At 65.3% G+C, this 21577-nt stretch carries 21 protein-coding genes; 16 read left to right on the top strand and 5 right to left on the bottom strand.

Annotated features, from left to right (window positions below; all coding sequences use genetic code 11):
- Positions 1 to 17: 17 nt before the first annotated feature.
- Positions 18 to 806 carry a bifunctional 2-polyprenyl-6-hydroxyphenol methylase/3-demethylubiquinol 3-O-methyltransferase UbiG gene (locus CH305_RS24525; protein WP_080734605.1) on the bottom strand — a complete coding sequence of 263 codons (789 nt, stop codon included), beginning with the start codon at positions 804 to 806 and terminating at the stop codon, positions 18 to 20.
- 220 nt (positions 807 to 1026) lie between these two features.
- Between CH305_RS24525 and CH305_RS24520 the strand changes: the two genes are divergently transcribed.
- The 10 genes from CH305_RS24520 to ligA all read left to right on the top strand — a co-directional run bounded on the left by CH305_RS24520 (position 1027) and on the right by ligA (position 11909).
- The gene (locus tag CH305_RS24520) at positions 1027 to 1827 is read left to right on the top strand and encodes an electron transfer flavoprotein subunit beta/FixA family protein (RefSeq protein ID WP_032376980.1); all 801 of its coding nucleotides are present in this window, start codon (positions 1027 to 1029) and stop codon (positions 1825 to 1827) included.
- A gap of 42 nt (positions 1828 to 1869) precedes the next feature.
- Positions 1870 to 2826, top strand: coding sequence for an electron transfer flavoprotein subunit alpha/FixB family protein (locus tag CH305_RS24515; RefSeq protein ID WP_037174086.1), 957 nt, complete (start codon positions 1870 to 1872; stop codon positions 2824 to 2826).
- Between the two features lie 148 nt (positions 2827 to 2974).
- Complete coding sequence (locus CH305_RS24510) at positions 2975 to 3793, top strand: GNAT family N-acetyltransferase (protein ID WP_032403138.1); 819 nt, start codon at positions 2975 to 2977, stop codon at positions 3791 to 3793.
- Positions 3790 to 4701: a 1-acyl-sn-glycerol-3-phosphate acyltransferase gene (locus CH305_RS24505; RefSeq protein ID WP_256983980.1), complete on the top strand. Its 912-nt coding sequence runs from the start codon at positions 3790 to 3792 to the stop codon at positions 4699 to 4701. The genes CH305_RS24510 and CH305_RS24505 overlap by 4 nt, the downstream gene beginning before the upstream one ends.
- An 83-nt stretch (positions 4702 to 4784) precedes the next feature.
- Complete coding sequence (locus tag CH305_RS24500) at positions 4785 to 6023, top strand: cysteine desulfurase family protein (protein ID WP_052058834.1); 1239 nt, start codon at positions 4785 to 4787, stop codon at positions 6021 to 6023.
- Positions 6023 to 7111, top strand: a complete 1089-nt coding sequence (gene mnmA, locus CH305_RS24495; protein WP_037155651.1) for a tRNA 2-thiouridine(34) synthase MnmA — start codon at positions 6023 to 6025, stop codon at positions 7109 to 7111. The genes CH305_RS24500 and mnmA overlap by 1 nt, the downstream gene beginning before the upstream one ends.
- Positions 7108 to 8127 (top strand): methionine synthase, encoded by a 1020-nt coding sequence (locus CH305_RS24490; protein WP_032376986.1) that lies wholly within the window; start codon positions 7108 to 7110, stop codon positions 8125 to 8127. The genes mnmA and CH305_RS24490 overlap by 4 nt, the downstream gene beginning before the upstream one ends.
- 133 nt (positions 8128 to 8260) lie before the next feature.
- Complete coding sequence (locus tag CH305_RS24485; protein WP_052058833.1) at positions 8261 to 9448, top strand: diguanylate cyclase; 1188 nt, start codon at positions 8261 to 8263, stop codon at positions 9446 to 9448.
- 66 nt (positions 9449 to 9514) lie between these two features.
- Complete coding sequence (locus CH305_RS24480; protein ID WP_032378171.1) at positions 9515 to 9697, top strand: hypothetical protein; 183 nt, start codon at positions 9515 to 9517, stop codon at positions 9695 to 9697.
- A gap of 160 nt (positions 9698 to 9857) precedes the next feature.
- Positions 9858 to 11909 (top strand): NAD-dependent DNA ligase LigA, encoded by a 2052-nt coding sequence (gene ligA / locus CH305_RS24475; protein ID WP_373454585.1) that lies wholly within the window; start codon positions 9858 to 9860, stop codon positions 11907 to 11909.
- A 15-nt stretch (positions 11910 to 11924) separates the two neighbouring features.
- Here the strand turns inward: ligA and CH305_RS24470 are convergent, their stop codons facing one another.
- On the bottom strand, positions 11925 to 12575 hold the full coding sequence (locus CH305_RS24470; RefSeq protein ID WP_032376988.1) for an amino acid-binding protein: 651 nt from the start codon (positions 12573 to 12575) through the stop codon (positions 11925 to 11927).
- Positions 12576 to 12881: 306 nt separating this feature from the next.
- Between CH305_RS24470 and gatC the strand changes: the two genes are divergently transcribed.
- Genes gatC through CH305_RS24455 form a run of 3 tightly spaced genes read left to right on the top strand, consistent with a single transcriptional unit; the run spans position 12882 to position 15739 of the window.
- A complete protein-coding gene (gene gatC / locus CH305_RS24465) occupies positions 12882 to 13181 on the top strand; it encodes an Asp-tRNA(Asn)/Glu-tRNA(Gln) amidotransferase subunit GatC (protein ID WP_032378172.1) in 300 nt (99 codons plus the stop codon).
- A complete protein-coding gene (gatA, locus tag CH305_RS24460) occupies positions 13178 to 14650 on the top strand; it encodes an Asp-tRNA(Asn)/Glu-tRNA(Gln) amidotransferase subunit GatA (protein ID WP_032403144.1) in 1473 nt (490 codons plus the stop codon). The genes gatC and gatA overlap by 4 nt, the downstream gene beginning before the upstream one ends.
- 6 nt (positions 14651 to 14656) lie before the next feature.
- Positions 14657 to 15739: an esterase family protein gene (locus tag CH305_RS24455; RefSeq protein WP_094705094.1), complete on the top strand. Its 1083-nt coding sequence runs from the start codon at positions 14657 to 14659 to the stop codon at positions 15737 to 15739.
- Between the two features lie 59 nt (positions 15740 to 15798).
- On the opposite strand, the gene CH305_RS24450 is transcribed toward CH305_RS24455, so the two are convergent.
- Together CH305_RS24450 and CH305_RS24445 are read right to left on the bottom strand one after the other, a co-directional pair.
- Positions 15799 to 17199 carry an alpha/beta-hydrolase family protein gene (locus tag CH305_RS24450; RefSeq protein ID WP_094705092.1) on the bottom strand — a complete coding sequence of 467 codons (1401 nt, stop codon included), beginning with the start codon at positions 17197 to 17199 and terminating at the stop codon, positions 15799 to 15801.
- The gene (locus CH305_RS24445) at positions 17196 to 17843 is read right to left on the bottom strand and encodes a hypothetical protein (RefSeq protein WP_141215885.1); all 648 of its coding nucleotides are present in this window, start codon (positions 17841 to 17843) and stop codon (positions 17196 to 17198) included. Before CH305_RS24445 ends, CH305_RS24450 begins: the two co-directional genes overlap by 4 nt.
- 165 nt (positions 17844 to 18008) lie before the next feature.
- Between CH305_RS24445 and CH305_RS24440 the strand changes: the two genes are divergently transcribed.
- The 3 genes from CH305_RS24440 to CH305_RS24430 all read left to right on the top strand — a co-directional run bounded on the left by CH305_RS24440 (position 18009) and on the right by CH305_RS24430 (position 21050).
- Complete coding sequence (locus CH305_RS24440) at positions 18009 to 19244, top strand: sensor histidine kinase (RefSeq protein ID WP_371828258.1); 1236 nt, start codon at positions 18009 to 18011, stop codon at positions 19242 to 19244.
- A gap of 10 nt (positions 19245 to 19254) precedes the next feature.
- A complete protein-coding gene (locus tag CH305_RS24435) occupies positions 19255 to 19917 on the top strand; it encodes a response regulator transcription factor (protein ID WP_032376990.1) in 663 nt (220 codons plus the stop codon).
- Positions 19918 to 20018: 101 nt separating this feature from the next.
- Positions 20019 to 21050: an ATP-dependent 6-phosphofructokinase gene (locus tag CH305_RS24430; protein ID WP_032376991.1), complete on the top strand. Its 1032-nt coding sequence runs from the start codon at positions 20019 to 20021 to the stop codon at positions 21048 to 21050.
- 18 nt (positions 21051 to 21068) lie between these two features.
- Here CH305_RS24430 and CH305_RS24425 read toward each other — a convergent pair whose 3' ends face one another.
- Positions 21069 to 21533, bottom strand: coding sequence for an acyl-CoA thioesterase (locus CH305_RS24425; protein WP_256983987.1), 465 nt, complete (start codon positions 21531 to 21533; stop codon positions 21069 to 21071).
- Positions 21534 to 21577: the final 44 nt, after the last annotated feature.

Genomic DNA, 21577 nt, shown 5'->3' with positions numbered 1-21577 from the left:
CACGGTGGTGCCGGATGTCACCCGATCACCGAACTCGAGCTCTTGTTGGCGATTGCAACCAGGTCGAGGCTCTCGTCGATGCGGTCGGCGGCGATCTCGAAGTCGTCGATCGTGATCGCCGCGACGTCCTCGGCCAGCTCGGTCGGCCACGGCTCGCCTGCCAGAGCCCGTTCGATCTGCGCGTCGATGAAGGAGCCACCGTGTTTGGCATCGAGGGCGGCCAACGTACTGCCGTGTCGGACCCCGGTGAGTTGGGTTACCTCGAGGCGAGCGTCGACGAGAAGTTCGGTCAGCTCGGCGGCGTCGAGTTCGCGGGTGTGGAACGGGTTGAGCGGTGTGTCGCGGCCCGGCGAGAACGTGATTCGGTTGGGTGTGCTGATCAGGAGCGTCCCGCCGGGTTTCAGAATCCGGTGCACTTCGGCGAGGAACGCGCCTTGGTCCCACAGGTGCTCGATCACTTGGAAGTTGACGACGACGTCGACGGTGGAATCCGCGAACGGAAGGCGGTCGAGGTTGCCGCGCAGCATTGTCACCCGGGGGTAACGCGCACGCACGTGCGTGGCCGCAGAGGCGTCGTAGTCGAGACCGATGACATGCGTTGCAACGTCGGCAATCATGTTGGCTCCGTAGCCTTCTCCCGATCCGGCCTCGAGTACGGTGCAGTCTCGGCACCGCTCGACCAGAGCTCGATAGACCACCTCGTGTCGGCGGAACCAGTAGTTCTCCTCGGCGATACCCGGCACTGTTCTCTCGCCGGTGAGGGGGAGTGGTTCCGGTACCGGTGCCTGAGCCGAAGAATCGTTCACCGACGGAAGGTTAGTGGAGGCGTAGGAGAGGTAAGCCAACGTGGTCTCCGTAACAGTCGGGGCGCAGATGTATGGTCGGACGGACGAGGAGGTAAGTTACCCATGAGTAACTACGGTGAGGTAACCTCGTCCCAGGCGGTAGAACTGCACCACCAGAACTGCACGAACCGTTAGAACACTCACGATCAGCAGAACATGACCAGGAGGTCGACGCAGACCCATGACGAACATCGTTGTTTTGATCAAGCAGGTTCCAGACACGTGGTCCGAGCGCAAGCTCACCGACGGTGACTACACCCTCGATCGCGAGGCCGCCGACGCCGTCCTCGACGAGATCAACGAGCGGGCCGTCGAAGAGGCATTGCTCATCAAGGAAGCCCAGGGCGGTGAGGTCAAGGTGCTGTCCGCAGGCCCCGATCGCGCCACCGATGCGATTCGCAAGGCGCTGTCGATGGGTGCAGACAGTGCAGTGCACCTCAACGACCCGAGCCTGCACGGCTCCGACGCCATCCAGACCGGGTACGCCCTGGCCGCGGCGTTGGGCAACGTCGCATTCGAGAACGACGAGCCGGCCGATCTCATCATCGCCGGCAACGAGGCCACCGACGGACGCACCGGTGCAGTCCCCGCGATCATTGCCGAATACCTGCAGATCCCGGCACTGACGCAGCTGCGTAAGCTCACCGTCGCCGACGGCAAGGTCACCGGCGAGCGCGAGACCGACGAGGGCATCTTCGGCCTCGAAGCCACGCTGCCCGCCATCGTGAGCGTCACCGAGAAGATCAACGAGCCCCGGTTCCCGTCCTTCAAGGGCATCATGGCCGCCAAGAAGAAGACGGTGCAGACCATCACGTTGGCCGACATCGGTGTCGAGGACGGCATCGTCGGAGTCGACAATGCGGGCACGACGGTTACCTCGTCGACCCCCAAGCCTCCCAAGACTGCCGGCGAGCGGCTCACCGACGAGGGCGACGGCGGCGACAAGATCGCCACCTACCTCGTAGGCCAGAAGATCATCTGATCCCGCCCCACCGAGCAATCGAAGACAAACGAGGAGCAAGTCATGGCAGAAGTACTCGTGCTCGTGGAGCACGTCGAGGGAACACTGAAGAAGGTCAGCTCCGAGCTGATCACCGCCGCTCGCGCACTGGGTGAGCCGTCCGCGGTCGTCACCGGTCCGGTCGGTACCACCGACAAGGTCGCCGACGCGCTGGCCGAAGCCGGTGCCGAGAAGATCTACGCCGCCGAGTCCGACGACATCGACGGATTCCTGGTCACGCCGAAGGTCGACGTGCTGTCGGCACTCGCGGAGTCGGTCTCGCCTGCGGCGATCATCACCGCGGCCACGATCGAGGGCAAGGAAGTTGCGGGACGGCTCGCAGCGCGCCTGGGCTCGGGCTACCACAACGACGTCGTGTCGTTGAACGACGACGGCAGTGCCGTCTACTCGATCTTCGGCGGCGCGTTCACCGTCGAGGCCAAGGCCAACGGCGACGTTCCGGTCATCTCGCTGCGTCCCGGCGCAGTCGAGGCCGAGCCGAAGGCCGGAGCAGGAACTCGCGAAACCGTCGAGGTCCCGGCGCAGGAAGACGGCACCGTCAAGGTCACCTCGCGTGACCCGATTGTGGGCGGCGACCGTCCGGAGCTCACCGAGGCGACGGTCGTCGTCTCCGGTGGACGTGGCGTCGGCAGTGCCGACAAGTTCTCGGTCGTCGAGGAGCTCGCCGATTCACTCGGTGCCGCAGTCGGTGCCTCGCGCGCCGCCGTCGACTCCGGTTACTACCCGGGCCAGTTCCAGGTGGGCCAGACGGGTAAGACCGTCTCCCCGCAGCTGTACGTTGCACTCGGCATTTCCGGAGCCATCCAGCACCGGGCCGGAATGCAGACCTCGAAGACCATCGTCGCAGTGAACAAGGACGAAGAGGCTCCCATCTTCGAGATCGCCGACTACGGCATCGTCGGTGACCTGTTCAACGTCGCGCCGCAGCTGACCGACGCAGTCAAGAAGCACAAGGGATAGCGACAGTCGCTGTTCTGCGAGAAGGCCCTCACCGCGTCGACGGTGGGGGCCTTCTCCCGTGAGTCGGGGCGACCTTGTTCATGCAAACTCTTCCGACACGTTCCCCTGTCGACGCTCGGTAGTCTTCCTGGCTCGTTAGACACACCTCATGACCACTTCCGTCATGAGCTCGACTGCATCGATCGTCCCGGCCACCGACCGCTATTCACTCGTGTTGTCCACCGACCCGGAGCACCGACTCGCGGCGCAGCGTTTGCGCTACGACGTGTTCGCGTCCGAGCCGGGATTTGCTGTTCCCACCGACCCCGACGGCCTCGACGCCGATCGGTTCGACGAATTCTGTGACCACCTTCTCGTCCGTGACCAGTGGACCGACACGTTCGTCGGCTGCTACCGCATGTTGCCGCCACCGGCTGCGGTGGCCGCAGGCGGCTACTACACGGCAACCGAATTCGATATCTCCGCACTCGATCCCGTCGGCATGAACATCGTCGAAATGGGCAGAGCCGCAGTGCATCCCGACCATCGATCCGGATCGGTTCTCGGCCTGATGTGGGCGGGAATACTGCACTACCTCGATGTGACGGGGTACGAGTGGGTGATGGGCTGTGTGTCGGTTCCCATGCAATCCGCACCGGGTGAACCTCTCGGGGCCAATGTCCGAAGCGTTCGAGATCGCCTGTTGGACAAGCATGCAACGACGCCCGATCGACGGGTCCGGCCCTACGCTCCGGTCGTCGTCGACGGAGTCGACCTGGTCGACATCGCACCTGCGAAGCGAACATCCATGCCGCCGTTGATGAACGGATACCTCCGACTCGGGGCCTCCATCTGCGGGGAGCCTGCACACGACCCCGATTTCGGTGTCGCGGATTTTGTGGCGCTGCTCGGACTGCACGAGGCCAATACCCGCTACCTCGATCGGTTACGTTCGGCTGCAACGACATTCGAGTCGGGTGCCCGGTGACGCAGCCGATCGTGCACGCTCATGCGTGGATGCCGTCGTCGCCGTGCGGTGACGGTTGTCTACCGAAGAACCCGCCGACGGTGAGACGGATCGTTCTCGTCCTGCGCGTCGTGCTGGCACTGACTGCGTTCGGATTGCTGCCGGTGTTGGTCGTACTCGGCGTGCCCTTTCCTCGGGTTCGTCGTTCGCTGACGCGTCTCGGCTCTCGAATGCTGTTGCTGGCCATCGGCATCGACCTCACAGTCCTCGATGCCCGCTCGGAACGGGAACGATCTCGAACATCCGGGGGAGCTCTGCATGTCTCCGGGCACATCTCCTGGACCGACGTCGTTGTGCTCACCGCTGTCCGGCCCTCGACCTTCGTTGCGCGCGCCGACCTGGTCGACTGGCCGGTGCTCGGACGGCTGGCACGGGCCATGAAGGTGCTCCCCATCGATCGAGCCCGCCTGCATCAGCTGCCCGGTGTCGTCGAGCAGGTGGCCGAACGAGTCCGAGCAGGTGGATCGGTCGTCGTTTTCCCCGAGGCCACCACCTGGTGTGGGCGCGCCTACGGCTCGCTGCGCCCGGCGTTGTTGCAAGCGGCCATCGATTCCGAGACGTGGGTGCAGCCGATCCGGTTGCGGTACCTCGACCGAACCGGAGAACAGACCACCGCGACCTGCTTCGTCGGAGACGAAACCATCGGCGCGTCCATCGGCCGGATCTTCCGACTTCGAGGCCTGCGGGCGGAAGTGGAGTTCACGGCACCGGAGGCACCCGGCAGCGACCGGCGTGACCTCGCACGCCGCTGTGAGGTAGCGATTCGTCGCGGCGACGTATACGACCCCACAGTGCACCAGGTCACAGTGCGCGAGGTGGTGGCCGAAGCCGAGCGCCGCCCGAGTGCGCCGACGGTTGCGGCAGCCTGACCGAAGCGTCGACCGACGTGAGTGCGGACCCGCCTTGCGCAGGTAGGTCCGCGCTCCGGGCAGCGGGTATCGTCTAGCCTGTTATGCCTTCTGTGCGCAGTACGACTGCTACCGTCCCGTCTCGGCCACCGGTGTACCTCGATCACGCAGCAACGACCCCGATGTTGCCGAGTGCGATCGAGGCGATGAACTCTGTGTTCACCACCGTCGGAAACGCGTCCTCGCTGCACACCTCGGGCCGATCGGCTCGGCGTCGGGTGGAGGAATCTCGCGAGTCGATAGCCGCGGACCTCGGCGCGCGCCCGTCCGAGGTGATCTTCACCTCCGGTGGCACCGAAAGCGACAACCTCGCCGTGAAGGGCATTTTCGCCGCGCGCCGTGACTCCGACCCCACGCTGACGAGAATCATCGCCAGCTCGGTCGAACACCATGCCGTACTCGACGCCGTGGAATGGCTGGTCGCCCACGACGGCGCGGTTGTCACGTGGCTCCCGGTCGACACCGACGGCCGGGTGACTCCTGAGGTATTGAGAGCGGAACTGGCCCTGCACGCGGACGAGACTGCCCTCGTCACCGTGATGTGGGCGAACAACGAGATCGGTACCGTTATGCCGATCACCGAGCTGGCAGCCGTCGCCGCCGAATACGGCGTCCCGATGCACAGTGACGCGATCCAAGCTGTCCCTCATCTGCCCGTGAGTTTCGCGGACAGCGGTCTGTCTGCGCTGAGCATCGCCGCGCACAAGTTCGGTGGACCCCAGGGCGTCGGCGCACTCCTGCTGGGTCGTCAGGTTTCGTGTGTTCCGTTGTTCCACGGCGGTGGCCACGAGCGAGACGTGCGTTCGGGCACTCCGGATACCGCAGGCGTCGTCGCCATGGCAGCTGCGCTGCGGTCGACCACCCAGAATGCGTCACGGCACCGTGCCGAACTGAGTGCATTGCGTGATCGGTTGATCGCCGGAATTCGAGACAACGTTCCCGACGTCATCCTCAATGGTCCCGAGGGTGACGACCGGTTGGCAGGAAACGTTCATTTCACGTTTCCCGGCTGTGAGGGCGATTCGCTGTTGATGCTGCTCGACGCCGCGGGAATAGAATGCTCGACGGGCTCCGCCTGTACTGCGGGCGTGGCCAGTGCCAGCCACGTACTGATCGCGCTCGGCCTCGATCCTGGCGTGGCCCGTGGATCGTTGCGGTTCTCCCTGGGGACCGGATCGTCCGATGAAGACGTCACCACTGTGCTTGCGGCGCTGCCGCAGGTCGTCGAACGTGCTCGTGCCGCCGGATTGGCCGGCGTCGGAGCTCGAGGAGGAAATCGCTGATGCGTGTTCTGGCTGCTATGAGCGGAGGAGTCGACTCGGCGGTGGCCGCGGCTCGTGCCGTGGACGAAGGCCACGATGTCGTCGGCGTTCACCTGGCCTTGTCGACCGCTCCCGGTGCGCTTCGCACGGGTTCGCGCGGCTGCTGCTCGAAAGAGGACGCCGGTGACGCTCGCCGGGCCGCCGACGTGCTCGGAATACCCTTCTACGTCTGGGATTTCGCCGACCGATTCAAAGAGGACGTTATCGACGACTTCGTGGCGTCGTACGCAGCGGGCGAAACTCCCAACCCCTGCTTGCGGTGCAACGAGAAGATCAAGTTCTCCGCGCTGGCGGACCGGGCTCTTGCACTGGGCTTCGACGCCGTGGCCACCGGACACTATGCCCAGCTGCACGACGGAGTGCTACGCCGGGCCGTGGACGCGGACAAGGACCAGTCCTACGTCTTGGCCGTGCTCAACCAGGGCCAACTCTCGCGTGCGATGTTCCCCATCGGCGACACTCCGAAGTCCGAGATCCGCGAGGAGGCAGCCGAGCGCGGGTTGGCTGTTGCGGACAAGCCGGACAGTCACGACATCTGCTTCATCCCCTCGGGAGACACACGCGCGTTCCTCGGCGCACACATCGGAGTGCGCCCGGGCAAGGTCGTCGACTCCGACACCGGAGTCGAACTGGCCGACCACGACGGTGTGCACGGTTTCACCATCGGACAGCGCAAGGGACTCGGAGTCGAAGGGCCTGCCGCCGACGGCCGCCCGCGCTATGTCACCTCGATCGAGCCCGAGAGCGGCACCGTCATGGTCGGTTCCGCGCAGAAGCTCGATGTCTGGGCCATCAGCGGAGACCGTGCGGTGTGGACCGAAGGCGTTGCCCCGACCGGTCCCATCGAGTGCGTCGTCCAAGTTCGCGCGCACGGCGGGCTGACCGACGCCGTCGCCGAGGCAGTGGGCGACGGGGTGGAGATCCAGTTGCGCGCTCCACTCACCGGAGTTGCCAAGGGGCAGGCAGCGGTGTTGTACCGCAAGGACATTCACGGAGACATCGTCATCGGTAGCTCGACCATCTCGGGCACTCGATCCGAGCGCGAGTGACCGCGAGCGATTTCGCAGGACTGGCAACCGGTATCGGTTCCTGGCCGGGTACCGACATCCGTGAGGCTGCCGCAATCGTCCTCGGTGAGTTCGACGAGCTACCGCACATCGTCGAGCTCCCGGCACGCGGACTGGGTGCGGACACGATCGGGCGCACCGGAGCCATCATGGTCGACGTCGAACTCGACGTGCGCACGTCCGGATATCGGGTCGTGCCACGTCCGATGCTCGCCGGTCGTCGAGCCGGCGATTTTCTCGCCGAGGACCTCGATGTGCTCGAGGAACTGTGGGAGGTCTCGGGGCTTCGCGGCAGCGGCCGCACGATCAAGGTTCAGGCCGCTGGACCGTTCACGATGGCAGCCAATGTCGAACTTCGGCACGGGCATCGGGCTTTGACCGACCGGGGAGCCGTCCGGCATTTCACGGAAGCCCTCGGTGAGGGTCTTCGGGTGCACTGTGCGGAGGTGGCGCGTCGGCTCGGCGTCGACGTCGTGGTTCAGCTCGACGAACCCAGTCTCGCAGCCGTTCTGGCCGGCAGCCTGACGGGAATCACCGGGCTCGATACCGTGCGTTCGGTTCCCGAACCGGACGCACTCGAACTGCTCGACTCGCTCATGGAGACCATTGCGCTCCCAGTCGTGGTGCATTGCTGCGACTCCGATGTCCCTTTCGATCTGCTTCGCCGCTCGCGAGCTGCTGCGGTTGCCGTGGACGCGACCGGACTGCGCCGCACCGACTTCGACGGGATCGGCGAGTTGCTGCAGACGGGAAAGACGCTGATGCTCGGCTTGATTCCAGCGGCGGCCCCCGAGCGGCCCACGGGTTGGCGGGAACTCGCGGAGCCGGGTGTGACCTTGATCGACCGCCTCGGGTTCGATCGTTCTGTGCTCGCATCACAGATTTCGGTGACGCCCAGTTGCGGTCTGGCCGGCAGCACGCCGGAGTGGGCCCGTCGCGCAACAGGACTCGCCCGCGACGTGGCCGCCGCATTCGCCGACTCGCCCGATTCGTTGTGAGATCGCACAGTCGCTTCGAGTGACCGGGCACTGACTCCTCCACCTCGCGCCCCACGAGTATTGGGACGTCGAACAGGTGTGACACTATTCACATGGCCGTCGGGGGTCTATCGAATCGGTGGGAGTTCGGAACATGGCATCAGGCGGTCGCGACTTCGATCAGGTTGCCTCCCTCCGGCGTTCCGGCCGACACCGTCGAGGTGTGTTGGCCAAACTCGCTGCTGCCACCTCCGACTGGTATCGAGCGCCGCACGATTTCGAGTGGATTCTCAACCACAGATCGACCCGCCCGCTGACCGGAATCATTCGCGTCGTGTTCGGCACGGCAACGGTGATGTACGCGCTGACGTCGATCCTGATGCTCTTCAGTGACCTCGGGCCTCGCGGAACGACTGCGATCGGTTGGGTCGCGCTGGTGCTCGTGATCCAGGTTGCCGTCGCCGCTCGGTGTGTGCTCGGGCCGATCCCCGGCAAGAAATGGTTCATCGGCTTTCTCGCCTTCGGCGACATCCTCACGACCTCGGTATTGATTCTGTACGACCCCATCGCCTCACTCATCGGAACGGTGCTGTTCGCCATCACGGGCGCACTGTGCACCTACTTCCTGAGTCCACGACTGCTGGTGGCGCACTTGGTGTGGACCGCCACGTGCATCGTCGGCTTCGGCATTCGCACCTTCGTGACGGTGATGAACGACGATGTGGACTACATCGACGGGCCCGCTGTCGCGACCGCCACCGTGGTGCTGCTCCTGGCGACCGTGGGAGTTCCGGTGTTCGCTCAGGTGGCGTGGACGACGCTGTCCAACGACGCCAAGCGTTCGGTCCTCGATCCGCTGACCGGCGTGTACAACCGGCGAGGCATCGACAGCGAACTGCTGGACCTGTGGCAGCAAGCCCACTATCGGGATATGTCGATGGCGTTCATGGTCGTCGACATCGACAAGTTCAAGTCCGTCAACGACCGATTCGGGCACAGCCGCGGCGACGACGTGATCGTTCGAGTCGCCGACCGACTGCGCCGCCTGGTTCGGCACCAGGGGGGAGTCCTCGCCCGAACCGGCGGCGAAGAATTCCTCGTCGCCCTGGTCGGTGACGCGCGGGGAATGGTCGATCTCGGCTTCGACATCGTTCGGGTGCTCTGCGACCACCGGGACGACATCCCCGTCACCGTCAGCGTCGGCATGGCTTTGCTGCGGGAGGACTCGGCCCTGTGGGACGTGGGAACGTCGGTGGTCGGTAGAGCGGCACGCACGGCGGACGCCGCGATGTACCGGTCCAAGCAGTCCGGCGGCAACAGTCTGGTGATCGACGAGATCTGAGTCCGCACTGTGCCCGTAGCGCGATGCGCCGGTGTGCTCGCCCGAGACCTCTGCGATGATCGTCCGATGTATCGGCTATCGGATGCCCAACGACGGGGCTTGCCCGCCGGAGTGTTGTTGTCTGTGATGGCCTCCGTGCTCGGCGGCATCTACTCCGACTCCTTCGTGACGGGTTTCGCACTGACCGCCGGTATCTGCGCGGTGGCGCTCGTGGCCGCGACGCTGTTGCTGGGACTCATGGGTCGCTAGGGCCACGGTGTCGGCCGATGGGTCACTGTCGGTGGGGTCGGATAATCTTCGAGACGTGCCTGAGCCGACCGAACTACCCGCAGGAACCGACGACAGCGCAGGGACAGTCGGTGTAGAACTCGATGCCGCGTCCTCTGCCGATCGCGACCGATGGCAGACGCTGGCCGAGGAAGTGCGCGGTCACCAGTTCCGCTATTACGTTCGTGATTCGCCCATCGTGTCCGACGGCGAATTCGATGCTCTGCTGCGTGAGCTCAACGATCTGGAAGATGCACACCCGGATCTACGGACCGCGGACTCGCCGACCCAACTCGTCGGAGGCGGCTTCGCGACGGAATTCACCGCCGTGGACCATCTGGAACGAATGCTGAGCCTGGAAAACGTGTTCGACCACGACGAGCTTCGTGCTTGGGCAAAACGAGTCGAGACCGAGGCCGGGCCGGATCTGCACTATCTGTGTGAGGTCAAGATCGACGGCGTCGCGCTGAATCTGGTGTACGAGAACGGCACTCTGGTTCGTGGTGCCACCCGCGGAGACGGACGTACGGGCGAGGATGTGACCCTCAACGCACGCACTATCGACGACATCCCGGACACCCTGACGGGCAGTGCGGAGTACCCGGTGCCGGAGGTGCTGGAAGTGCGTGGGGAGGTCTTCTTCCGCCTCGAGGATTTCCAGGCTCTCAACGCCTCCCTCGTGGAGGAGGGCAAGCCCCCGTTCGCCAATCCGCGAAACTCCGCGGCTGGGTCGCTGCGACAGAAGAACCCTGCCGTCACCTCCAAGCGACGCCTGGGAATGATCTGCCACGGGTTCGGGCGCATGGTGGGCTTCACCCCCGATTCGCAGTGGCACGCCTACGAGGCGCTCCGAGCGTGGGGCCTGCCGATCTCGACGCACACCACACGCGTGCGGGGGATCGACGAGGTCGTCGACAAGGTCGTCTACTGGGACCAGCACCGACACGACGTCGAACACGAAATCGACGGGCTCGTGGTCAAGATCGACGAGATGTCGCTGCATCGGCGGTTGGGAACGACGTCTCGAGCACCGAGGTGGGCCATCGCCTACAAGTACCCACCCGAGGAAGTCACCACGACTCTGCTCGACATCCGTGTCAGCGTGGGCAGGACGGGCCGAGTGACCCCGTTCGCGTACATGACTCCGGTTCTCGTAGCCGGCTCGACGGTGTCGTTGGCAACTCTGCACAACGCCTCCGAGGTCAAGCGCAAGGGCGTGTTGATCGGCGACACGGTGACCATCCGCAAGGCGGGTGAGGTCATTCCGGAGGTTCTCGGACCTGTCGTCGACGCCAGGACCGGTGCCGAGACCGAATTCGTCATGCCCACCGAATGCCCGGAGTGCTCGACGCCACTTGCTCCGGCCAAGGAGGGTGATGCAGACCTGCGTTGCCCCAACTCGCAGTTCTGCCCGGCGCAGCGGCGCGAGCGGGTGTTCTTCGTGGCCGAGCGGCAGCGATTCGACATCGAGGGACTCGGGTACGAGGCCGCATCCGACCTGTTGACCACCGGTGCCATCGAGGACGAGGGCGATCTGTTCTCGCTCACCGAGACGGACTTGATGAAGACGGCGATCTTCCGCACCAAATCGGGGGCGCTCTCGGCGACCGGTCGCAAGCTGCTCGACAACTTGGCCGTAGCGAGGAACCAGCCGCTCTGGCGCGTCCTGGTCAGCCTGTCCATCCGGCACGTGGGGCCATCGGCGGCCCGTGCGTTGGCCGGAGAGTTCGGCAGTCTCGAACGTATCGAGGCGGCGTCTGTCGAGGAACTGTCTGCGGTCGACGGGGTGGGTGGCACCATCGCGGCCGCTGTCTCGGAGTGGTTCGACGTCGACTGGCATCGAGCCATAGTCGACAAATGGCGGGCCGCGGGCGTCCGGATGGAAGACGAGCGCGATGCCTCCATCGATCGAAATCTCGAAGGGCTGTCGATCGTCGTCACCGGGTCGCTGACCTCGTACTCACGTGACGAGGCCAAAGAGGCGATCCTGCTGCGCGGCGGGAAGGCGGCGGGTTCGGTGTCGAAGAAAACTGCGTTCGTCGTCGTCGGCGAGTCCCCGGGGTCCAAACACGACAAGGCGATCGAGCTCGGCGTACCGGTACTGGACGAGTCGGGGTTCACACGGTTGTTGACCGAGGGACCTCAGGCGGTGGCACCTGCCGATACCGAACCGGAACCTGCATCGGACGACTGACCTGATGCGACAGCGTCAGGTCAGTACGGTGGCCACGATGCCGGCGAGGTAACCGAGCCGGGCAACCTCCGACGGTCGAAACTCCGGCCCACCCGGCCTTCCCAGCATGAGTACGGTGCCGGTGTTTCCGAGCGGAGCGGCGGCGATCTGGGTGTCCATGTCTCGCCACACCTGCGGAACCCATTCCGCATCTGCGTCCAGCGCAGCGGGAGCCGCCAACGGGAACCACGGCAGCTCCGCGGCGTGGGTCTCGGGTGCTCCGGAGCTACCCACCAGGCGGAACGGGCCGTGCGCGTTGGTGGCCACCACCGTGCTCCACCCCACTCGCAGAACCCGAGGGGCACCGTCGACCAAGACCTGCAGTCGATCGTCGGATGCAGCGGCGACGCGATCGATCAGTTCCAGTTCGCGGTGGGTGTCGAGGACTCCGGTGTACGGCCGGATGGAATCGACCCGGACATCGTCGAGGTTCTCGGCGGCGGTGATCAGCGTGTCGGGAAGCGAACCGGGCGCGACGTCCACCACCAGATCGTCGACCGCGTATCCGTCACCGCGTTCGATGACGTCGAGGGAGAGGATGTCTGCGCCGACCGAACCGAGGGCGACGGCCAACGATCCGAGACTGCCCGGCCGGTCCGGCAGTTGAACGCGGAGCAGGTAGGACATGTCACGCTCCCTTTCGGCTTCTGGCGTACTACGGCCACCCCCGCGCAGCGAATCGATGCTGACGGGCGGAAAGGGAACATGTGCACCCCGGCGCGAGCAATCCTTGCATCTTCGACCTGTTCGGCACGTCCCGCAACGCGGGCAGTGACAATTCTGACACCAGGGGCACCCACGAGGAGTGCGTGCAGCCTGCGCGACGTTCCGCACTAGGCTGGACGGCGTTCGCGGACCCGTTCGGTTCGCTCTGCACAAACATGGGGTCGTTTCGTTCGGCTCCACTCCTACAGTGTGAAAGGGGTCCACGCGGTGCCTGACATCTCCCGCGACGAGGTCGCTCACCTCGCCCGGCTGTCGCGCTTGGCTCTCAGCGACGCCGAACTCGACGAGTTCGCCGGTCAGCTGGATTCGATTCTCCATCACGTCAAAGCCGTGGCGGAGGTGGCTACCGACGATGTTCCGCCGACGGCCAACCCCAGCGAGATCGTCAATGTGACGCGCCCCGACACGACTGTTCCCGGACTGACGCCGGAGCAGTCGCTCGCCGGCGCACCGAACGCGGAAGAGGGCCGTTTCGCGGTACCGCAGATTCTGGGAGAGAGCGAATGACCGACCTGACGAAGCTCGATGCATCCGAGCTCGCCACCCGAATTCACGCGCGCGAGATCAGCGCTGTCGAGGTGACCCAGGCGCATCTCGACCGGATCTCGGAGGTCGATGGAGACCTGCACGCATTCCTGCATGTCGCATCGGTCGAGGCACTCTCCGCGGCGACCGACGTCGACGCGGGACTGTCTGCAGGTCGTGCGCCCGCGTCAGCTCTGGCCGGGGTCCCGTTGGCTCTCAAGGACGTATTCACCACGACCGACATGCCGACGACGGCCGGCTCGAAGATCCTCGACGGCTGGGTTTCGCCGTACGACGCGACACTGACCTCGAAGCTGCGCGCAGCGGGTATCCCGGTGCTGGGCAAGACCAACATGGACGAGTTCGCGATGGGCTCGTCCACCGAGAACTCTGCGTACGGGCCGACCAAGAATCCGTGGGACACCACCCGGATCCCCGGTGGCTCGGGGGGTGGCAGCGCGGCGGCGCTCGCCTCGTACCAGGCACCGTTGGCGATCGGCACCGACACCGGCGGATCCATTCGCCAGCCGGCCGCACTGACCGGCACCGTGGGAACCAAGCCGACCTACGGCAGTGTCTCGCGCTACGGTTTGATCGCCTGTGCATCCTCTCTCGACCAGGGTGGTCCGTGCGGGCGCACGGTGCTCGATACCGCGCTGCTGCACGAGGTGATCGCCGGATACGATCCGCGGGACTCCACGTCCGTCGACACGGCAGTTCGGCCCGTCGTCGCAGCGGCACGAGAGGGTGCTCGCGGCGACCTGTCGGGCGTTCGCGTCGGGGTCGTCAAGGAATTGCATTCCGACAGTTACCAGCCCGGTGTGATCTCGTCCTTCGATGCCGCGGTGACCGCACTCACCGAACTCGGTGCCGAGGTCGTCGAGGTCTCGTGCCCCAATTTCGTGCACGCGTTGGCCGCGTACTACCTGATTCTGCCGTCCGAGGTGTCGTCCAACCTCGCTCGATTCGACGGGATGCGATACGGCTTGCGGGCCGGTGACGACGGCAAGCACAGCGCCGAGCAGGTCATGGCGATCACCCGTGCCGAAGGGTTCGGGCCGGAAGTCAAGCGCCGCATCATGATCGGAACGTACGCACTCTCGGCCGGATACTACGACGCCTACTACGGTTCGGCCCTGAAGGTGCGCACACTCATTGCACGCGACTTCGATGCCGCCTACGAGAAGGTCGACGTGCTGGTGTCGCCGACGACCCCGACAACGGCATTCCCGTTGGGGGAGAAGGTGGACGATCCGATGGCGATGTACCTCAACGACCTGTGCACGCTGCCGACGAACCTCGCGGGCCACTGCGCGATGTCGGTGCCGTCGGGTCTTGCCACCGAGGACGGTCTACCCGTGGGACTTCAGATCATGGCTCCAGCGTTCGCGGACGAACGTCTCTACCGTGTCGGCGCCGCCTACGAGGCCGCTCGCGGCGATCTGAGGTAGTACGAGGTGCTGCATCGGTGGGCTGCAGACCTGGCTCATCTACCTCTGCTCTCCGGTGCCGTGCCGACAGTCGCACTGACGGTGGCGGCGGTACTGTTGCTGGCCACGATCGGTGCCGTCGTCGTGCGGGTTCGGCGCGGCTCGGGGCTCGGGCCGTTGTTCGGTTCGCTGAGCGCCCTCGGTCTGCTGGTGGCGGTACTGGTTGCAGCCGCCGTGATCACCAATCTGACCGTCACCCGGTATCCGACGGCGGCACTCGCTCTGGGGCGTCAACCTGTCGTCCCGGTCGAGGGCCACGGCAGACTGGTCGATCTCGAGGTGCCCGGCACGGTGTCGCACTTCGACGCTCGGCCCGCGACCATCTACCTTCCGGCCTCGTACGACGCCGGTGCCGACGACCTGCCGGTGCTGGTGCTGCTCACCGGCCAACCCGGTCACGTCGTCGACTGGATCGAGGGTGGCCGCTTGATGCAGACGATGGACGCTTTCGCGGCCCGTCACGAGGGTGCTGCCCCGATCGTCGTCGTTGCCGACGGTCTCGGTGACACCGAGGCCAATCCGATGTGCATGGACTCGGACCTCGGAAATGCAGCGACCTACCTCTCTGTCGATGTGCCGCAATGGGTTCGGTCGAATTTCCGGGCGTCCCCGGATCCACGGGCATGGGCGGTCGGCGGGTACTCCTACGGAGGAACCTGCGCCCTGCAGCTTGCGGTGACTGCACCGTCGGTGTACCCGACGTTTCTGGATATCTCCGGTGAGGACGAGCAACGTCGCGGCACGAGAAGCGAATCGGTTGCCGCAGCATTCGGAGCGGACACTCCGGCGAACGAGGCTCGATTCGAAAGCTCGACGCCATTGAACATATTGTCGCGTAACAGCTTTCCCGATTCGGCCGGTGCCTTCGTCGCCGGTTCCGACGACGAAGAATTCAGGCCGCAGACCGAGCGGGCCTTCGAGGCTGCTGCGGCTGCCGGTCTCGACGTTCATTACAGCGAGTTGCCCGGCGGCCACTCGATGCAGGTATGGGCTCCGGCCTTGGAACACGAGATGGACTGGCTCGGAGGACGATTGGGACTGCTCGACTGACTCACCGGCACAGCGACATGAGGCCAGTCGTCACCGGCACAGTGGCATGAGGCCGGTCGTCACCGGCACAGTGGCATCTCGGTGCCCTGGTCGATTCCGTAACGATGGCCGTGACCGGCGTCCACGTCGAGAGCCGCTGCCAGATCGACGGACGTCTGGACGAAGCTGACGAGCGGTAGCCACATCGGCGTCGGCGCATCGTGACGAGTTGCCGTTGGATCGGGAGCCGACCACAGCAGATCTGCAGACCATCGGACGACGGGGTCCGATGAATTGGCGAGCACCGTTGCGCCGTCGGTGTTCACGGCTCCGGCGGGTGGACCTGCCCAGACTGCTCCGCAGACGAGCGGATCGGTCCGACGAAGAGCCAGATAGGTGTCGCTGCCCGCTACCGCCCCCAGACTCTGGCCGTACACGACGATCTGCGGCGGTGTCGATTTCGTGGCTGCCCGCGCAGCGACTGCGTGTGCAATTGCCTCGGCCGAGCTGCGTGCATCGTCCTCGGCGAACATGAACGTCGCCCAGCTCGGCTTGTTCGAGTACTGCACCGCCACGGTCGCGACATCCCCGCCGAATCTGCTTTCGGCACCCGTGACCGCGTTCTCGTCCACCCAGCCCGATCCGGTCGGTATCGCGACGACCACCACACTGCGATCGAAAGCGCCCGCGCGTTCCATGTCCGCGACGGCCAACGCGACGCGTCGATCGAGCGTGGGTGCCGAGTCGAGGCCGACGTACGTGCGCACGGAACCGGGGACGAAGCCGCCGGACACGAACTTTCTGCCCTCTCTGCCCAGCGTGCCCCACGGAACGAGCGAGTCGGGACCACCTGATCTCGTTTTCGCAATCGGAGCGGTCACCGTATCGTCCATCACCGAGTTCGAAGCCGAGAAAGAACTGGGCATGGCCGACCAGAGCGCGGGCGCGGCAACAACGTACGACAGCACGCCGACGACCGCGATCAGAACGACCGATCGCACACCACCGAGCGCAGTGCACACTCTCCTGATGGCGAAACCGATTGCCCACAGGGTGAGAGCGACGCACGCCGCTCCACCGACGACGTCGACGGCGTAGTGCCAGTCCACTGCTCGGGTGGCCATCGCAGCTCGTAATGTGTTCTGCCACAGAATATTCGAGTACACCGCGCCGATCGAGATCAGCGTTCCAGTGCCCGCTGCCCACGCCCGCGCGCCGAATCCAGCGGGTCGCCGCGTGCCGAGAGCGTGCCGGGCCGACCATGCGAGGGCGAGCGCGATCGCCATCGATACGCCGACCAACAGTGCCTGGGTGACGGCTGGACGGGGGAGCAGCGCAGGAGCCGACGACACCGACACTGCAGCTGTGAGCGCAATCGAGGTCCCGATTCGTGGCAGCCGTATTCCCGTCGAGAGTGGCGGTGCAACAGCAGTCCCAGCGAAGCCGATTCGCCCGGAGGATCCGGTGATCGAGGCGATCATGCGTGTTCGCCGATCTCGGGTACCGATACTCGTGTGCGCACGTATCGGCCCGTCAGTAGAGCCGAAAGCGTCATCAGGGCAAAGGCTGCGCCGCCCAGCGCGATCGGCAGTGCGGGTTCGGCCACCGGTACGCCGAACGACTGCCGCCACGAATTCATGTCCACGGCCGCCGCGGCCACCGATGCGGCGGCGTCGCAAGCCCGTCGTGATCCGTCATCGGTTCGCTCGATGCAGGCGGCGTGCAGACGGCTTTCCAGCTGACCATCGATGGCTCGGCGCCAGTGCGGGTCCACGGTCTTGCCTGTCGCAGCAGCATACCGTAAGAGGTCGTAGCCCAGATCGTGTGCCTTGCAGGAGGGTTCGAATTCCGATGGCAGTGGCACGGGCGAAGAACAGTCCCCGTGAGGATTCTCTGCCATGGCGTCGAGCACTATCGGTCTGTAGCCCATCACCGATGCGAAGTCGGCGGGGATCGCTCGGGTCGCCGCGTCTGCCGACTCGGCGACGAGCGCGTGCACCGCTACGGCGACGGGCGATGTCCTGTCGGGTGGGGACGGCGGGGACGACGCGGCACCGGTGGTAGCAATCACTGCTGTCGTGGCCGCGGCGATGCACATCAGGATGCGAGAAGTGTTCCTGTTCATGGCTTTCGACGCTACGAAGCGAGACGCTCGACGAGCATCGCGCCGAGGTCTCGTTCTGCGGTGACTGGCGGTCTCGGTCTGCGGCCGGTTCGATACCGTAGGTGTGTGCGGAGCTGATACTCAGGTATGACGTCCTCGTCGGCCCACACTCCCTAGGCTCGGTCCGTGCGCAAAAACAGATCAGGAGAATCGAAGCCCGGAACGGCGAGGCGTCGGATACCGACTCGAATTGCCGGCGTCCGTTCGGTCGACGTGCTGATCGTTGTCGTCGGTGCGGTGCTGTATTCGATCGCATGGCCGACACTGCCGGTCACCCATCAGGTCTCGGGGCCGTTGATGCCTATCGTCGGCGCACTCGCGGCCTTCCCGTTCGTGCTGATTCGAGTCAATCCCGCGTTGGGGTGGGCGGTGTCGGCGCTGTCCGCTCTGGTCATTCCGATAGCGTTCGACCGCACTCCGGGTTACGACTATCCGTGGCAAGTGGTACACATTCTCGTCCTGTTGGCGCTGTTGTTCGCCGTCGCGTTGCGGTCTCCGCCTTCGGTGCTGCTGCTGGCCTGGTTGGCGAGCATGCTGGTGTTCTTCGCGTACATGCCGGGCTCGGACGGAGTCGGTTGGTCGGTCGGCCTCACGGCGGTCGTCGTGTTCGGACTGTTGATCCGCTGGCTCGTCCTCTCCCGCAGGCAACTTGCCCAGCAGGAGGAGGTCAGCGAACTCGAGCGCACCAGGCGCACGGTTCTCGAGGAGAAGGCGAAGATCGCTCGGGATCTGCACGACGTCGTTGCGCATCACATGTCGATGGTGGTCGTGCAGGCGCAGAGTGCGCCGTATCGACTCGACGACGTATCCGAGGCCGCCGCGCTGGAATTCGCGTCGATCGGTGCCACGGCGCGCGAGGCACTCAACGAGATCAGGGGAATGCTCGGTGTGCTCCGCAGTGATGGGCAGCCGTGGCAGGACGCACCGGCACCGAACGCACTCGATCTCGAACGCACCCTACACGCGAGTCGCAAGGCCGGGATGGACGTGCGCTGGAACATCACCGGACCGATCGAATCGATCTCCGACACAACAGGTTTGGCACTCTACAGAATCCTCCAGGAGTCGTTGTCCAATGCTGCGCGCCATGCCCCCGAGGCTGCCGTGACCGTCGACATCACGGTCACGCCGAGCACCGTCGTGATGACCGTGGTCAATGCGCCGTCACCGAAGATCGGTGGACCTACCGCTGGATCGGATACCGGCGGGCACGGGATAGCGGGCATGCGAGACCGAGCGCGGGCAGCACACGGGTGGCTGCACGCTTCCGCCCTACCGGACGGCGGATTCGAGGTGGCGGTGCACGTTCCGAACGGCATGCCGACCTCGACGGCATGGACGGTCGCGGACGAACTCGCCTAGGCTGACGAGCGTGGCTACCACGGTGTTCATCGCCGACGACCAGGCGATGGTGCGGCAGGGGTTCGGGGCCCTGCTCGGCGCTCAGGCCGACATCTCGGTGATCGGGGACGCCGACAACGGCAGGACGGCGGTCAGCGAGGTAGCTCGCCTGTTGCCCGATGTGGTGCTGATGGACGTTCGGATGCCGGAGATGAACGGTCTCGATGCCGCGCGAGCAATCCTCTCCGCCTCCCTCCCGTCGCCGGTGCGCATCCTGATGCTGACGACATTCGACATCGACGACTATGTCTACGAGGCGCTGGCACTCGGCGCGAGCGGCTTTCTGCTCAAGGATGCGCCGGCCGAGGAATTGATTCGAGGTGTGCGCGTCGTCGCGGCCGGCGATGCTCTGCTGGCACCGTCGGTGACCAGACGGCTCATCGCGGACGTCACCGCCCGTCGCGGAGCGCGCCGCCACACGTCGCCGCGTCTGAGCGACCTGACTCCGCGCGAACGCGAGGTGCTCGAACTCATTGCCACCGGCATGTCCAATTCCGAGATCGCGGGCTCGCTGTTCCTGGCCGAACAGACCGTCAAAACCCATGTGGGCAAGGTCTTGGCCAAGCTCGGCCTACGCGATCGTGCCCAGGCTGTGGTGCTGGCCTACGAGACCGGCGTCGTGACGCCGAAGTGAGCGGCGGGCGGTACCGACGCGCGCACCACACCACGCCCCATTAGGCTGACGACCGTCATCGGGTCCACTTCACGGATCCGTAAGCAGAGAGGCGAAAATCGATGCGCATCGGAGTTCTGACCGGAGGCGGCGATTGCCCAGGGCTCAATGCGGTGATCCGCGCAGTCGTTCGTACCGCTGACGCGCGGTACGGCTCCACGGTCGTCGGCTTCCAGGACGGATGGCGCGGCCTACTCGAAGATCGCCGCGTGCAACTGCGCAACGACGACCGCAACGACCGGTTGCTCACCAAGGGTGGCACGATGCTCGGCACCGCGCGCACCAACCCGGATGTGTTGCGTGCCGGACTCGATCGGGTCAAGCAGACCCTCGAAGACAACGGCATCGACGTGTTGATTCCGATCGGTGGCGAAGGAACCCTCACTGCTGCCGCGTGGTTGTCCGAAGAGGGAGTGCCTGTGGTCGGGGTGCCCAAGACCATCGACAACGACATCGATTGCACCGACGTCACGTTCGGCTTCGACACGGCACTGACGATCGCCACCGACGCGATCGACCGTTTGCACAGCACCGCCGAATCCCATCAGCGGGTGATGCTCGTCGAGGTGATGGGTCGGCACGCGGGGTGGATTGCGCTGCACGCCGGATTGGCGTCGGGCTCGCACATGACGCTCATCCCGGAGCAGCCGTTCGACGTCGAGGAAGTATGCACCTTGGTGCGCAAGCGTTTTCAGCGTGGAGATTCACACTTCATCTGCGTCGTCGCCGAGGGAGCCAAGCCGATGGAGGGCTCGATGAAGCTTCTCGACGGCGGCATCGACGAGTTCGGGCACGTTCGATTCACCGGAGTCGCTCACCAGCTCGGTGTCGAGATCGAACGTCGCATCAACAAGGAAGTTCGTACCACCGTGCTCGGGCACGTCCAGCGCGGTGGAACCCCCACGCCCTACGACCGCGTACTCGCGACGCGGTTCGGCGTCAACGCGACCGACGCGGCGCACGCCGGCGACTTCGGCAAGATGGTCTCGTTGCGGGGCACCGAGATCGGCCTGGTGTCCTTGGCCGAGGCGACCAAGCAGCTCAAACGGGTACCGCAGACCCGATACGACGACGCCGCCGCGTTCTTCGGCTGAACCGGTGGCCCCGGGAGGTCACATTCGACTGGCGGCCTCTTGGATCTCGGCCTCGCGTGCTTCTGTCTCTCGGCGCAGTCGGCGTCGTCGCCGCGCTGCCTCGAAACGCTGAGCACCGACGTCGGTGGTCGGCGTCAACTGAGGGAGTGTCTTAGGCTTGCCGTCGTCGCCGATCGCGACCATGGTGAAGTAGCAACTGTTGGTGTGCCGTAGCTCACCGCGCTGAATGTTCTCTGTTTCCACGCGAATCCCGACTTCCATCGAGGTGCGGCCGGTGTAGTTGACCGATGCCGAAAAAGTGACGAGTTCACCGACGTGGATGGGCTCGCGAAAGACGACTCGATCGACCGACAGAGTGACCACGTACGCCCCGGCGTAGCGACTGGCACAGGCATACGCCACCTGGTCCAAGAATCTGAGGATGGTGCCGCCGTGGACGTTGCCGGAAAAATTCGCCATGTCCGGGGTCATCAGCACGGTCATCGACAGCGTCTGCTTCTCGGTGTGCGTCACCCGTGCACGGTAAC

This window comes from Rhodococcus sp. 15-649-2-2 (assembly GCF_002258645.1).
In the GTDB taxonomy this organism is placed as follows: domain Bacteria; phylum Actinomycetota; class Actinomycetes; order Mycobacteriales; family Mycobacteriaceae; genus Rhodococcoides.
Note: the sequence above shows the minus strand (reverse complement) of the source record. Positions and strands in the feature narration are given on the sequence as shown.